Raw genomic sequence first — 14,219 nt, 5'->3', positions numbered from 1 at the left:
AAATTCTTTTTATTGATAATTAATAAAGTAAGCAAGAAATATAAAGCCGCTTGCTAATACAAAAAGTGCTAGAGCAAAGCGCCAAATAAACGCAGCCCATTCTCCCCAATCTAATTTCACCACACCTAAACAACCAATTAAACTAGCTGAGGTGGGAATTAAAATGTTGGTTAATCCATCGCCTAATTGAAAGGCCAATACTACAATTTGCCTTGATACATTGAGCAAATCGCCAAGTGGAGACATCAGCGGCATAGTGATGGCAGCTTGGCCTGAACCCGATGAAACAAAAAAGTTAAATACACTTTGAAACACCAGCATTCCCCAAGCTGCAATGTAATCTGGCACACTGGCTATGCTACTTGCACAGTAATAAAGCAGGGTGTTGAGAGTTGAGGGAGTGGTTAAATCACTACCGCCTAATAGTAATACAATGCCTTTAGCCAGTGCGACTAATAACGCCGCTGGCAATAATTCTTGTGCACCGTGTTTAAACGCTTCCGCGCACTCATTCGCGGTTAGCTTTTTAAACACGATGGCAATTATTGCACTGATAAGGCCAATACAAAAAAACTGTGCAGCAAGCTCAGGAATATAATATTGGCGCGCCATCACCCCCCATACAACCCAGGCTATGCCCAATACAAACACTAATAATGTGAGTGCATCGGCTAGGCTGAGTTTAATCGTTGGCTGATCACCCGTTTTTTGGGATTGTGTTTTTATCCGTTTTGCATAGCGCATTGTAAACACGAGGCCTACAAGGGTAAAACAAGCCCACGCTAACATACGAAAGCCCGCACCAGAAAATACTGGGATTTCAGCTATCGATTGCGCTATAGCAATGCTAAAAGGGTTCATCCATGAGGTGGCAAAGCCTATTTGCGTGGCCACGTAAGTTGTAAGGACAGTGACTTTAGCGTCGTAGCCAAGTTGTTGCATAATAGGGAGCAGCACAATACAAAATGCAATAGCCTCTTCGCCCATCCCAAATACCGCGCCGCCTAACGAAAATAGTAAAAACAGTAAGGGAATAAACAGCCATTCAACCCGCTTGGTTTTATTAATAAGTGCCATAATGCCGTTATTAATCGCGCCGGTTTTCATAATAATGCCAAAGGCACCGCCAGTGATTAAAATAAACGCCATTACGCCAATAGCTGCACCATATTTATCACCCGACACTAAGCCTTCAAACAATACATTTGCTAAACCAATGTCGCCACCTTGTGCAAAAACAGGTGGTGATTGTTGGTCGTTAACGGCTTGATATTGTGAAAGCTGCACAGTGTGGCTACCAGATTCTGCATTAAATACCCCAGGGGTAATAAATACCGTGGCCATATAGGCAACCACTGCCACACACAGCAAAATGATGCTTGCATCTGGCATAGAAAATTGTTTTTGTTTCATAATTTCACTTTAATAAAAGGTCATTGTGTTGATGCGTAAATAAACGCTTAAACGTACTTTAGCACTTAATAGGCAGTGTCACTGTAGCCATGACCAGTAATAAAAGGAAGGCCGCAAAGCGTTTGCTTTGCGGCTAAGTGGTTAAAAACGGTAGCTAATACTTAATTTATAATTAGCACCTAGGGCATTATGATTAATTGAATCAAAGCCACGGCTTGAGCCATAAAGAGTGGGTGGCTCTTTATCAAAAATATTATTGATGCGCGCGCGCAAAGTCAGCGATTTATTAACATAAAAACCCGCTGATAAATCCCAAACGAGCCAGTCATCAACCTGATGCTCACCTTTTGAGTCTAATACGCCAAGCGAATCTAGCTCATCAATTTCACGACCACGCAGGCCTTCTATATCATCTTCGTAGCTGCTGGTGTAGTTTGCACCTAAGTTAAGGTAGTAATTTTGCGCTTCCCAATCTATTGACATACGCGCAACATTTTCAGGATAACGATAAGTTCCTACCAACTTCTCTAACGAGTCAGACCCCGGTTTATTACGTTCAAACTCAAGGTAATGAGTACCGTCAAACGCAAAGGTCAAATCGCCGCTTGGTAATACAAACCTATGGTCAAACTTAAAGTCTATGCCAGCTAGTGTTTGTGACCCAGTGTTTTCAAGTGGGATTGCATGATCGCGAAACAGCGGTAAAAATAGCTCGTCATCACGTGGGTTAAATTCATCTATATAACTGCTTAAAATCTCAGTTAAATTAGCGCCGTCTTGCTCTATGTTTAAACCACTGTTGTCGGTGACATCACATAATGCTTCATCGTACGATATGCCTTGCTCGCCCGGTGGTACAATGCCACAGTGACGAAGTGACGCATCGGTTATGGCGCGGTCGAGCACTGCGGTCATGTTGGTATCGATTACTTCTTCGTGATCAAACTGCCAATAATCAAGGGTTAAATTAGTATTAGCCGAGGGACTCCATGCAAAGCCAACACTGATAGCCTCAGATTCTTCTGCATTTAGATTAGGGTTACCTAACTCTAACGAATTAACACTCACTTGGGTGCCATCACCCATACAGTATAAATCGGCTACAGCTTGGTTGGCACCACAGTCAAAAGTAGATTGCGTGGTTCTTAATTTAACGCCAGCTTGAGTTAATGATGGTGCTCTAAACGAGGTTGACCATGAACCACGAACAACTAACGAATCAGTCGGGCGATAGCTCAAACCTATTTTTGGATTAAAGGTGCCACCAAAATCATCGTAATGATCGTATCGACCCGCTGCTTGTAGCTCTATTTGCTCACTCAGTGAAATACTTAATTCAGCAAAGGCGGCATATTGAGTGCGATCGGCTTCTGATAAGCTAGAGCCAAAGCCAAATACATCAACAAGGTAGTCTTTGTCTGCTTGAGCTTGTGAATTAAGCGAAGGAATGTCGCTTAGCTCTTCACGTCGTGCTTCTACCCCAAATGAGGCATAGGCTGGTAGGTCGTTAAAGGTAAATAGTTCACCATTAAAGTTAGCATCCCAGCCGTAAACAGTACTTTCTCCACTGCGTGTTGGGCGAGCTTGCGCTGTTGCCAAAACGGCATCATTAGCGGCGTCGCCTTGAAGGAAAGGGTTGTAAAAAGGCAGCAACTCCCCAGATGCACAATTTAAGTCAGTACCGTCATAACTTGCCAGCGTACCGTCTGAACACAGCTCGCCGGTGATCGCGCCATGAAACTGGTAACGATTATAAACCCCTGCAATCGCTTCTTGCTCTGAACGTGAGCGAGAAAGAGTAACACCAGATTCCCAACCCCAATCACCAATTTCACCACTTAGGCTACTTACTAAGCGAAAGTTTTTCGTTTCTACTTCCACCGTTCTTGGGGCATTAAAGCGCGCATCAAATGCAAAACCATACACTTCTCGACCACTTTGGGTATCAAATGGGTCAATGTAGAGTTGATCTAATAAATCATTACTACCATCGGCATTATCGTAAATAAATAAGGCGTCTTCTAAAACATACGGGCCGTCGTCGTCATTAATTTGGTTAATAGGTGAGGGCGATGAGTACGCTTTTGCCTTGGTCTGACTGTAAAAAAAATCAGTATGCCATTGTAGACCACCAAGCTCACTATTAAACATAAAGCCGGTTGAAAGGCTTTCAAATGGCGTTTCTAGGTAATCATCTTGATTAGGGTAGTAAGCACAAATTTGTTCATCAAATTCAGTAGTAACTAACTCGGTTTTGCAGTTTGGTGATGGAAGTTCGTTACCATCTCGGCTGCTGAAATAATAAATATTAGGTGAGTTCTCCAGCTTAGGTAAATAGGAGTAACCATTCACTAAAGAGGGAGAGGCCGTGTAATTACGATCGGTCGCTTTGAAAGCGTTACGGTCGTATATATCTGCAAATACCGTTAAGTTACTCTCGCCTATTTTTGTACCATACACTAAGTTTAATTGTTTTTTACTTTCGTCATGTTGATCAAAGCTATCGGCAAACGAAGTATTGATTTCAGCGCCTTCAAAATCATCTTTTAAAATGTAGTTAATAACACCCGCTACAGCATCGGCACCATAAACGGCTGATGCACCGGTGGCTAAAATATCAATACGTTCAATGGCCGCTAGAGGAATAGAATTCACATCTACAAAGTTTTCAGTACCTGCAGCAAATGAACTAGGCGCAACTCTTCGCCCATTTATTAATGTCAGCGTTGCCGATGGCCCCATGCCTCTTAAGCTCGCTGCTGATTGACCTGCTGGTGTTGAGGTAGACGTACCGCCACTTTCAGAGGTTGAAAATGTACCGCTTCCGCCTTTAAATACAGATAAATCTTTGAGTAATTCATGAATGGTATTAGCACCAGAGCGTTTGATTGCATCTTGGTCTAACACGGTTAGTGGAATAGTGCCTTCCAGATCAACGCCTTTTAAGCGAGATCCTGTTACTTCTACTCGTTCAATGTTGGTATCAGTTTGAGTTTCTTGTGCATACACACAAGTGACAGGGCTCAGTAAAGCGCTTACTGTGGCCGCAATAGTTAGTTGACGAAACATTGTAGTACCTTTTGTCTTTTTTAAGCGCGCAGAAATAGGTTTAATATTTCTTAAGGCTTTAATTATTATGGTTTTTAGACAGGGCAATGGTGAAATGACACGCTGAGCCCCTCACAGAAATTAGTGAGGTGGTGGGCTACTCGTCAAACCACTCCGAAAGGTAGTGTGGTGAGTAGAAATATGTTGTAAGCAATGTTGCTTTTTTAAACATAATTCTCTTTCCAAAAAGGTTTTTGACAAAGCTAGCAAATGGGTGCTAGCTTACTCGCGTTTTAAAGTTCCTTTTTTTTATAGCAAGTGAGAGACGCTCTCGCAAGTTATTTCTTATAATTTTTTACATGAGTGTAACATAATGGAACGAATAAATTTACCAAACAAGCGGTTAGTTAAATCGCGAATAATAACCGCTTTTTACTCAATTTTAATTGCTTTTTCGCTACAGTTAAGCGCAAAAGAGCCTAGTCAAACTCTCGTGTTAGTGGGGGGGGCTCTCACAACATGTGCCAGTTTAAGCCCTAAAAACTGTGAAAAAAATACTCAAATTTCGGGTAAAACGCATAATGTATTTGCGCTCTCTCACACTAAAATTAGTCAAATAAAGCAACAGTGGCCTAGTGAAAATAGCCAAGCTAAAAACAATACTATTAAAAATTTAGCAACAATGCAGGCTAAATCATCGCCCACGTTATCGAAAAAAGAGTTGTTATGGTTGTGGCGCGATATTGATAGCAAACAGCTCAATAGTTTATCGGATCAAGAATACAATTTTGTAATAGATATGCTTGAAGTAGCTCAAATAAAAAGCGACAACAAGCGACTAAAAGAGCAGGTAAATACTGCGCTTAATAGCGAATCGGCAGCGACAGAGATTTTGCAGTTTATATCGGGAAGTTTAAAAGTTAATGATACTAACCCGAGTATGCTAGCCATTACCGCCTCAAGCAGAGACCCTTATGAATCTGCTGATTTTTATGAAGGATTACTAAGCTTCCCTAATGTAAATTCGCAATGGCTTGCATTAACCCCTGCGCTTGCTAAAGCAATAACCACCAACAAGTGTGATGATTTAACCACGCTTAGGCACTCCGAAATGGGGCTATATCAACGCGAACATATTTACCCTGATCGCACACAAGCTGAATATCAATTGTGTAAAAAAGGCACCGACGCTTTAGTAGAGCTAATAAAAAACAGTACCGGTGTGATGTTTAATGGTGGCGATCAAAGCCTAACTCGAAAAGTATTATTTGATGAAAATAACCAGCCTTACCCTTGGACAAAAGCATTACAGTCTCGCCCTGTTATTGTTGGAACAAGTGCAGGTACCGCGGTGCAAAGTGGTGGGCAAGCCCACGCCGGGAATGTGGTGATGATCACCAATGGCACTAGCTTGTCGGCATTGAAAGAAGGCGCACAAGCCATTGATGCCCCAAGTGAACGCTCAAACAGCGATAGTTTAACTTACAACCGCTTTGGGGGTTTAGGCACATTTAGTTACGGTGTACTCGATACACACTTTAGCGAGCGAAACCGTACATTAAGACTAGGCACTTTGCTCGACGACTTAAGCGCAAACCAAGATCAGCCGACATTCGGTTTTGGTGTAGACGAAACCACAGCCTTAGTGGTGATTAAATCTGAAGCTGGCAATTTAATGACCGTAATTGGCAAAAATGGTGTAGTGATGGTTAAATCAACAGGGCAAGCTCAGGCTAAAACTAAAACCTATAGTTACTCTTATTGGCCTGTGGGCAGTGTGATTGATATTAAAAATAACGATTTTACCTTAAGTCAGCGCAGTATTAGCCAAGCATTACCAGCAATTAAAATACCGCCTTTACCAGTTCAGCGTTTTGGCAGTATTTTAACGCAGGCCAAATTACGCTCTTTAACGCAAGCCATGTGCCTTAGCCAAGAACAAACGGCTGTTGGCCAGCAAGATGAGTTTATTATTAGTTTATCTACCACGCCTGAGTCGGCATATCATCGTATTAGTGCTGCGCAGTATGGCTGTGCGGTGAGTAATTTAGAAATTGCAGTGAGTACCTTTTAATTTAATGCCACGCAAGCTAATTTAATTAAACACGCTGCTTAGTTGATTTTAACTTTAGCGGCCATACTATATTTAAAGCGTGTTTATTAAATCACAACAAAAGGAAGGTTCATGAGTAAAGTAGCGGTTATTTATTTTTCGGGATATGGCCATACCAAAAAAGTGGCTGAATTTGTAGCTGATGGAGCAAACGCTCAGCTTATTGCAATCGATGAGAATGGCGACATAAAAGACACCGATTGGGATGCATTAAACAATGCAGATGCCATTATTTTTGGTGCACCTACCTATATGGGCTCATATCCTTGGCAGTTTAAAAAGTTTGTTGATGCTACCTCTAAAGTATGGTTTACCATGGGGTGGAAAGACAAAATATTTGGCGGGTTTACTAATAGCGGCAGCCTAAATGGCGATAAACAAGTCACTCTAATTAGTATGCAAACATTGGCTTCGCAACATGGTGGAATTTGGGTAAGCCTAGGGTTACCACCGGCCAATAAACTGGAATCAACTCGTCAAGACATCAATAACTTAGGCGGTTCAGTTGGCGTATTAGTGCAATCACCTACTGATGCAGATGAATCTGCTATTCCATCAGGCGATTTAGAAACGGCCCGTTTATACGGCGAACGTGTAGCTGATATAGCCAAACGCTTAAAGTAAAAGTCACTCGATAAAATAAACTAAAAAAGCCACATTGTGTGGCTTTTTTAGTTTGATAATTCCAATTTTTGTTGTTTGTGCTCTAGCTGGTATAGGCTTGAAAATTGACGTTTATGAACTTCAAATAAATACGCTCTTAGCTGCTCTTTACCATGGTGAATGTGTTTAATTTTTGCTGCTATGCCACACTTACTCTGCCTAACCGGTTCTATATCTAATGATATCGCCGCTTCGTTGGGTAAAATAAATTGCATATTCTGCAACTCATCAAGTTCACTGTGTACTGATGTGGGTTTTAAAAATATCCCTGTGCTAGATATAGATTCAATGCAAAAACCTTGGCTTTGGATATTTAATTCGCTCAACCGCCAGCTGCGCTGAATACCTTTAGTGTCAATTACTTCGGGGGCTTCTAATACAGTACTGAAATGGCCTAATTCATCGGTTTTAAATTGAAGTGGGAACCATAGTTGGTAGTGGGCTACTTCTGCTAATAAGGTTAATTTAGCTTGACCAAGTAAATGCGCAATACCATCTGGTATTGATGCTTGTACTGTTAACTTTGTTTCATTGATTAATGCACTACTTTGACTAGGTTCAAATAAGCCAGATAAAAAGTTAATTTCTTCGTCAGACAAATCCATGTATTTTCCTTAATACCTAAATTGTGGATTCTATTCCTCACAAGGTTACTGCCCAATGAATGAACAGTTTATTATTTTGTAAGCTCCGCATAGCGCGGCTAAATTTTTATACAATTAAAAATTTCAACCTTCCTGATTGAAATTTTAAGCTGTTGATTTTAATTGTTTTTGTTTATTTCTAAACTCAGTGAGTTAAATAGTTGTATGCGTTTTTTAGTATTTTAACCTTATTATCACCAATAAGTTAAGTAATAAAGTGTACAAAATTAAAACGCTTCGCGATGTTTTTATATCAACAATGCGTAAATGAGACTTAGGTCTAGCTTACGAAGCATAAGGAAATACTTAGAATAGCGCCAAATAAAAATGGGGTTTAAGGGGTTCCAAATGCAATTAGAACGAATTCGTCGTAGCGACTTACACAACAAAGTAATGTCTGCAGAGCAGGCCAGTTTATTTATTAAAGACGGTATGACCGTGGGTATGAGTGGTTTTACTCGTGCCGGTGAAGCGAAAGCTGTACCACGTGCGCTTGCAGAGCGAGTGCGTGAAAACCCAATGAAAATTAACCTAATGACGGGCGCGTCATTAGGAAACGACTTAGATAAGCTACTAACTGAATCAGGTGCGTTAGCGCGTCGTATGCCATTTCAAGTAGACAGCACATTACGTAAAGCGATTAACAACGGTGAGGTCATGTTTATTGACCAGCATTTATCTGAAACCGTTGAACAGCTACGTAATCATCAGTTAACGATGCCTGATGTAGCGGTCATTGAAGCCGTTGCTATTACCGAAGAAGGCCACATAGTACCTACAACGTCAGTGGGCAATTCAGCCAGCTTTGCTATTTTTGCCAAACAGGTAATTGTAGAAATTAATATGTTACACCAGCCAGAGCTTGAAGGGCTGCACGACATTTATATTCCATCTTATCGTCCTACACGTACGCCAGTGCCGCTAGTGAAAGTAGATGACCGCATTGGTAGTACTGCAATTCCAATTGATCCGGCTAAAATTGTGGGTATTGTATTTACCAATCAAAGTGACTCATTTTCAACCGTTACCGACCCAGATGCAGATACAGCCTCTATTGCACGTCACTTAGTGAACTTTTTTAAAGAAGAAGTAGCACAAGAGCGTATGCCTGAAAACCTAGGCCCATTACAAGCCGGTATAGGTAACATTGCCAACGCAGTAATGATGGGTTTATTAGACTCTGATTTTAAAGACCTCACTATGTATTCAGAGGTACTACAAGATTCTACCTTTGATTTAATTGATGCGGGTAAACTTAATTTTGCATCAGGGTGTTCAATTATTTTATCAGAGCGTTGTAACTCACAAGTATTTAATAACCTTGAAAAGTATCGTGATAAGCTAATACTTCGTCCACAAGAAATGTCGAACCACCCTGAAATTGTGCGTCGTTTAGGTATTATTGCGATTAACACCGCACTTGAGTTTGATATATATGGCAACGTTAACTCAACCCATGTGTGTGGTACTAAAATGATGAACGGTATTGGTGGTTCAGGCGACTTTGCACGTAATGCGCATGTATCGGTGTTTGTAACTAAATCAATTGCCAAAGGTGGCGCTATTTCAAGTGTTGTGCCTATGGTAAGCCATGTTGATCATACTGAGCACGATGTTGATATTTTAGTAACTGAGCAAGGCCTAGCTGATTTACGTGGTTTAGCACCACGCGAACGTGCAATTGAAGTCATTAAGCACTGTGTACACCCAGATTATCGCAACGCCATGCTTGACTACTACGAGCGTGCATGTGTTCGTGGCGGTCATACGCCTCATATTTTAGAAGAGGCATTCAGCTGGCATACCCGCCTTGAGCAACAAGGCACAATGAAGCAAAGCTAATACATAAAACCCCGCATCTGCGGGGTTTTTATTTTGTAATTAGTCTAAAATATTAGACTCAGACCAAACCCTAAGATCGTGAAGAATTCCTAGTGCAGAGCGCCCAAACTCAGTGAGCTCGTAGGTGACAGCAATAGGTCTAGTGCTGATCACCGTCCTTAAAACCATCTTATTGGCCTCTAACTCTTTTAAACGTTGATCTATCATTTTTTTGCTCGCTCCACCTAACATTCGAGTTAGATCATTAAAGCGAACAGGTTCATCTTTTAAGTGATAAATAATAGAGCTTGTCCACTTCCCGCCAATTAAGCGCATTCCTTTTTCAATAGCACAAGGTTCTAAGCAGGCATTTAAAACTTTTTTTCTTCCCTTACTATCTGTTTCTATAGAGCTTTCCAAAATTTAACCTCTAAAATAGGGTGGTTACTAAAAGTATACTAATTGAATCTATTCTTCAGGTAACTATTATATACCACATTAAAGTAAAGACCAATTTTTGTACTATTTTTGGAGAGATCACATGAGTAAGGTACTCATTATAAATGCACACCAATATTATTCTTTTTCAGAGGGCAAATTAAATGCCACCCTAGTTGATGTAGCATCATCGATACTGATAGAAAAAGGCCATGAAGTTAAAACCGTAACTATGACAGATAGTATTGATGTAGAGGCACAATTAGCACTTCATCAATGGGCTGACGTTGTCTTACTGCAATCACCTATTAACTGGATGGGCGTGCCATTTTCGTTTAAAAGATATATGGACGAGGTGTATACAGCCGGTATGGGTGGCGCCATGTGTAATGGCGATGGTCGTCACCAGGACGACCCAAAAAGCGGTTATGGCACAGGTGGCACACTTAAAGATACTAAATATATGATGTCACTCACATTTAACGCACCAGAGGAGTCATTTAACAATTCAGAAGAATTTTTTAATGGTAAAAGTGTTGACGACTTAATGTTCCCAATGCATATGAACTTTAAGTTTTTTGGTATGACAGCAATGCCTACCATTGCTTGTTTTGATGTTATGAAAAACGCCGATATAGATACTGACTTAGCGCGCTTTAAAGCACATATAAGTACACACTTTTGAGAGGAAACACAATGACTAATGCATCACAGTATACAAATAAACTTCTTCCGGGGAGTCCTTTCCCAAAGATTAATTGCCCTGTACTAAATAGTAACGAAGTAGAGTTAGGGCGTGTCCAGCAAGACGCTGCTTGGCAAATGGTGGTTGTGTATCGTGGCCAGCATTGTCCTATGTGTACGCAGTATCTAAATCAGTTAGAAGAAATTAAACAGTCATTACAAGACATTGGAGTTTCTTTAATTGCTGTATCGGCCGACAGCGAAGCGCAGTTGTTAACACATAAAGAGAAGTTATCAGTGAGTTACCCCATTGCGTTTGAATTAAAGCCTGAACAAATGAATGCGTTAGGGCTGTATGTTTCTCAACCTCGCAACGCTCAAGAAACAGACCATTTATTTGCTGAGCCTGCTGTGTATGTAGTGAATGAACACGGTACAGTACAAGTTGTTGATATCTCAAATAATCCATTTGTAAGACCAGATCTGTCTACTTTATTGCGAGGTATAACTTGGATTAAAAACCCTGATAATAATTACCCTATTCGTGGAATGCATAAAGGTTAATGTTTGATGGTTTAAGTTTGCCACTATGATCTGTAAAATAACTGCATATTATTTACAGACTCGCTATGGCGAGCAACACAGAGTAACCATAATGGAAAACAAACTAACTGCAATCGATACACTCGCTGAACTTGAAAGTTTTTTACTGCAAGTTGAAAACGGCGGCCTAGGTTTAACCGGCGTAGCAGGCGTGGGTATGGCGACCAATAATGCCGATGGCAGCCGTTTTGTAGCCGTGTTTGATGACAAGCAACAACTTTTATTAGCACGCGAAATTACCGAAGAGATTTTCCAAAGCGGCCAAGACATGGTGCGCAACGGCGTAGGGCGTAAGCATTAATTCCTTGCTACTAATCTAAAAAGCGCCAAATGGCGCTTTTTTTGTGGTTTATTTTAAACAGGTGTTAAATATAAAATAAATTTACACAAATGGCACGCTATGTAATGGTTTCACTAGTTTTATTATGTAAAAGCGAAATAGCTCAGGTGAAATCATCAATATTCAACCGTTATCAGGTGTTAGTTAGTATGGACTTTATTGCTATCGGACTTTTCTTTTTAGTTCTTCTAATAGCTTTATCTATTATTTGGAGCACGCTAAAAACGGGAATTTCACCGATGATGAGCTCAAGCAAAGCGCGCCAAACTATGCTTAATGCAATAAGCATGGATGAAAAAGGCGCATTAATTGATTTGGGTTCAGGTTGGGGGACGCTCGTTATAGCGGTTGCCAAAAATCAGCCTAATAAACAGGTTATTGGCTATGAGTTATCGTGGTTTCCTTGGATGGTTTCAGTGCTTTTTAAATATAGTTTGGGTTTAGGTAATCTTACCCTCTATCGTAAAGACTTCAAAAATGCCGATCTTAGCTCTGCGTCTACTTTGGTATGTTACTTGTTTCCTGGTGGTATGGTAGCGCTTGAAGATAAGTTAAAGCATGACAAAGTTAAAAATAAAATCACTATTGTGAGTAACACTTTCGCTTTACCTTCATTTAAACCAACTAACGTTATCAAGCTTAAAGATTTTTACCAAACGCCAATTTATGTATATCATTGGCAATCCAAATAGAGGGATATTATTTAGGGTCAGTGTTTAGTTGATGTCATATTTTTTATCCATAAGTTCATGTTATCTGCAGACATTGGTTTGGCAATATAATAGCCTTGCCCATGATAGCAACCCATATCTATAAGTACTTTTTCGAGCTCTTGCGACTCGATCCCCTCTGCTATTAGGTTAAACCCAAATGCTTTACTTAGCGCCACGATACACGTAACTATGGACTTGTCTTCATGGTCTGATAGGAGCTTTTTAACAAAGCTTTGATCTATTTTTAATGTATCTAAAGGTAATTTTTTTAAGTAACTCAAAGAGGCGTAACCTGTACCAAAGTCGTCTAACGCAATACTTACACCTAAATTTCTACAGCCATTGAGAACGTCGACTGCTTGGTCAACGTTTCCAATGGTGGTGCTCTCTAAAATTTCTAATTCGAGGGTTTTTGGTTTTATATTATTAGTGCTGATGAGTAACTCTCTGAGGTTTTCAACAAAGCCCTCACTAAGTAAATGAGCTGGAGAGATATTTACACTCATAGAAAGATGATTTCTAGTCCAAATTTTATGTTGTTTTAAGGCCTCAGCAAGTACCCATTCACCAATTAATATACCAATGTGTGGGTGCTCTAATGCCTCTGAAAAGTGACCAGGGTAAAGTAAACCCAAAGTAGGGTGATTCCAGCGTATTAAGGCTTCAACGCCAATCAACTGGTGATCCATTAAATTTACCTTTGGTTGATAATGTAGAATAAACTCTTTACGAGCAATGCCTTTTTCAGCAGCCAATAACAAATCATGTCTTGCATGCCTTAGGCTTTCTTCCTCTGGATCAAAAAACAGAATCCGGTTTGTTCCTGATCTTTTTGCTTGGTACATAGTTTGATCGGCCCTTCGTAAAATGTCATCACAAGTTAAGCCATCATCACTGGGAAGTGCAACGCCGATGCTGACTGAAATTTGAACGGAGCACGAAAACTCTGCTAATTTTATCGGATCGTTTACCTCAATCAGCACGTCTTGTAACAGAATCTCATATTCTTGTATTGTGTGCGCAGCCCCTCTTAATAAAAGGATAAACTCATCTCCACCAATACGCGCGAGTGTATCTTCCTTGCGTAATGTGTTTTGTAGCCTTTGGGCAATGGTTTTCAACACGAAATCACCGGTTTCATGACCATATTTGTCATTAATGGGTTTAAAGTTATCTAAATCTAAATAGGCAACGGCGAGCTTTTGCTGAGATGTAATGGCCTGTTGAAGTTGATCAATTAAAATTGGGCGGCTTGCTAAGCCTGTTAGGCTATCGTAATGTGCCATGTTATGAAGTTTTTTTTCTAAGCTTGCGCGTTGAATGGAACTAGATATAGAGTGTATCAACTGATCGCTTTTTAATTGATTTTTAAGTAAATAATCGCTTGCCCCTAGGCGCATAGCTTCTGCTGCTATTTTTTCATCCCCTAAGCCCGTGATCATAATCACAGCACAGTGGTTATTTACAGACTTTCTAATATTATCCAGCAGAGTAAGCCCCGATCCGATACCTAATCGGTAATCAACTATGACGCAATCAAATTCCCTATGCTCAAGGTAAGACATAGAGCTTTCAATAGAAGATGCTTCTGAAATTTTAGCCTGTATATTAGAGCGAGATATCATACGGCGTATTTGTTCTCTATCAACCGCATCGTCATCAACAATGAGTAGTTTAATACTGTCGCAGGTTTCAAAATTATCTATTGAAGTTATCATATCCATATCTCTTGCAAAATG

At 40.3% G+C, this 14,219-nt stretch carries 12 protein-coding genes; 7 read left to right on the top strand and 5 right to left on the bottom strand.

All coding sequences use genetic code 11. The annotated features are described in order from the left end of the window. Positions 1-9: 9 nt before the first annotated feature. The gene (gene yfcC, locus DK924_RS08385) at positions 10-1,413 is read right to left on the bottom strand and encodes a putative basic amino acid antiporter YfcC (protein ID WP_109874859.1); all 1,404 of its coding nucleotides are present in this window, start codon (positions 1,411-1,413) and stop codon (positions 10-12) included. 141 nt (positions 1,414-1,554) lie between these two features. Next, complete coding sequence (locus DK924_RS08380; RefSeq protein ID WP_109874858.1) at positions 1,555-4,482, bottom strand: TonB-dependent receptor domain-containing protein; 2,928 nt, start codon at positions 4,480-4,482, stop codon at positions 1,555-1,557. A 352-nt stretch (positions 4,483-4,834) separates the two neighbouring features. On the opposite strand from DK924_RS08380, the gene DK924_RS08375 reads away from it, so the two are divergent. Continuing rightward, complete coding sequence (locus DK924_RS08375; RefSeq protein WP_109874857.1) at positions 4,835-6,535, top strand: cyanophycinase; 1,701 nt, start codon at positions 4,835-4,837, stop codon at positions 6,533-6,535. A 111-nt stretch (positions 6,536-6,646) separates the two neighbouring features. Continuing rightward, positions 6,647-7,198: a flavodoxin family protein gene (locus DK924_RS08370; RefSeq protein WP_010392837.1), complete on the top strand. Its 552-nt coding sequence runs from the start codon at positions 6,647-6,649 to the stop codon at positions 7,196-7,198. Positions 7,199-7,245: 47 nt separating this feature from the next. Here DK924_RS08370 and DK924_RS08365 read toward each other — a convergent pair whose 3' ends face one another. Then, a complete protein-coding gene (locus DK924_RS08365) occupies positions 7,246-7,842 on the bottom strand; it encodes a hypothetical protein (RefSeq protein WP_054200650.1) in 597 nt (198 codons plus the stop codon). A gap of 387 nt (positions 7,843-8,229) precedes the next feature. Here DK924_RS08365 and DK924_RS08360 point away from each other — a divergent pair, with 387 nt between their 5' ends. Next, a complete protein-coding gene (locus tag DK924_RS08360) occupies positions 8,230-9,723 on the top strand; it encodes an acetyl-CoA hydrolase/transferase family protein (protein ID WP_109874856.1) in 1,494 nt (497 codons plus the stop codon). Positions 9,724-9,762: 39 nt separating this feature from the next. Here DK924_RS08360 and DK924_RS08355 read toward each other — a convergent pair whose 3' ends face one another. Next, positions 9,763-10,122, bottom strand: coding sequence for a helix-turn-helix domain-containing protein (locus DK924_RS08355; protein ID WP_010392830.1), 360 nt, complete (start codon positions 10,120-10,122; stop codon positions 9,763-9,765). 121 nt (positions 10,123-10,243) lie between these two features. Between DK924_RS08355 and DK924_RS08350 the strand changes: the two genes are divergently transcribed. From DK924_RS08350 to DK924_RS08335, 4 genes are all read left to right on the top strand, one after another. Further along, positions 10,244-10,825: an NAD(P)H-dependent oxidoreductase gene (locus DK924_RS08350; RefSeq protein WP_109874855.1), complete on the top strand. Its 582-nt coding sequence runs from the start codon at positions 10,244-10,246 to the stop codon at positions 10,823-10,825. 11 nt (positions 10,826-10,836) lie between these two features. After that, positions 10,837-11,388 carry a redoxin domain-containing protein gene (locus DK924_RS08345; protein WP_109874854.1) on the top strand — a complete coding sequence of 184 codons (552 nt, stop codon included), beginning with the start codon at positions 10,837-10,839 and terminating at the stop codon, positions 11,386-11,388. A gap of 91 nt (positions 11,389-11,479) precedes the next feature. Beyond that, complete coding sequence (locus tag DK924_RS08340; protein WP_008114111.1) at positions 11,480-11,728, top strand: hypothetical protein; 249 nt, start codon at positions 11,480-11,482, stop codon at positions 11,726-11,728. A gap of 146 nt (positions 11,729-11,874) precedes the next feature. Next, the gene (locus DK924_RS08335) at positions 11,875-12,459 is read left to right on the top strand and encodes a methyltransferase (protein WP_235575598.1); all 585 of its coding nucleotides are present in this window, start codon (positions 11,875-11,877) and stop codon (positions 12,457-12,459) included. A 17-nt stretch (positions 12,460-12,476) separates the two neighbouring features. Here the strand turns inward: DK924_RS08335 and DK924_RS08330 are convergent, their stop codons facing one another. Beyond that, positions 12,477-14,198 (bottom strand): GGDEF domain-containing response regulator, encoded by a 1,722-nt coding sequence (locus DK924_RS08330; protein ID WP_235575599.1) that lies wholly within the window; start codon positions 14,196-14,198, stop codon positions 12,477-12,479. Between the last annotated feature and the right edge of the window lie 21 nt (positions 14,199-14,219).

It is taken from the genome of Pseudoalteromonas sp. meg-B1 (genome assembly GCF_003173795.1).
Classification (GTDB): domain Bacteria; phylum Pseudomonadota; class Gammaproteobacteria; order Enterobacterales; family Alteromonadaceae; genus Pseudoalteromonas; species Pseudoalteromonas undina.
The sequence above is the reverse complement of the archived record's forward strand: the minus strand, read 5'-3'. Positions and strand labels throughout refer to the sequence as shown.

Bases quoted from the DNA above. Each gene is read 5' to 3' on its own strand.
- DK924_RS08370 (WP_010392837.1), top strand. From the start codon at position 6,647: ATGAGTAAAGTAGCGGTTATTTATTTTTCGGGATATGGCCATACCAAA.
- DK924_RS08350 (WP_109874855.1), top strand. From the start codon at position 10,244: ATGAGTAAGGTACTCATTATAAATGCACACCAATATTATTCTTTTTCA.
- yfcC (WP_109874859.1), bottom strand. From the start codon at position 1,413: ATGAAACAAAAACAATTTTCTATGCCAGATGCAAGCATCATTTTGCTG.
- DK924_RS08375 (WP_109874857.1), top strand. From the start codon at position 4,835: ATGGAACGAATAAATTTACCAAACAAGCGGTTAGTTAAATCGCGAATA.
- DK924_RS08365 (WP_054200650.1), bottom strand. From the start codon at position 7,842: ATGGATTTGTCTGACGAAGAAATTAACTTTTTATCTGGCTTATTTGAA.
- DK924_RS08380 (WP_109874858.1), bottom strand. From the start codon at position 4,482: ATGTTTCGTCAACTAACTATTGCGGCCACAGTAAGCGCTTTACTGAGC.
- DK924_RS08360 (WP_109874856.1), top strand. From the start codon at position 8,230: ATGCAATTAGAACGAATTCGTCGTAGCGACTTACACAACAAAGTAATG.
- DK924_RS08340 (WP_008114111.1), top strand. From the start codon at position 11,480: ATGGAAAACAAACTAACTGCAATCGATACACTCGCTGAACTTGAAAGT.
- DK924_RS08345 (WP_109874854.1), top strand. From the start codon at position 10,837: ATGACTAATGCATCACAGTATACAAATAAACTTCTTCCGGGGAGTCCT.
- DK924_RS08330 (WP_235575599.1), bottom strand. From the start codon at position 14,198: ATGATAACTTCAATAGATAATTTTGAAACCTGCGACAGTATTAAACTA.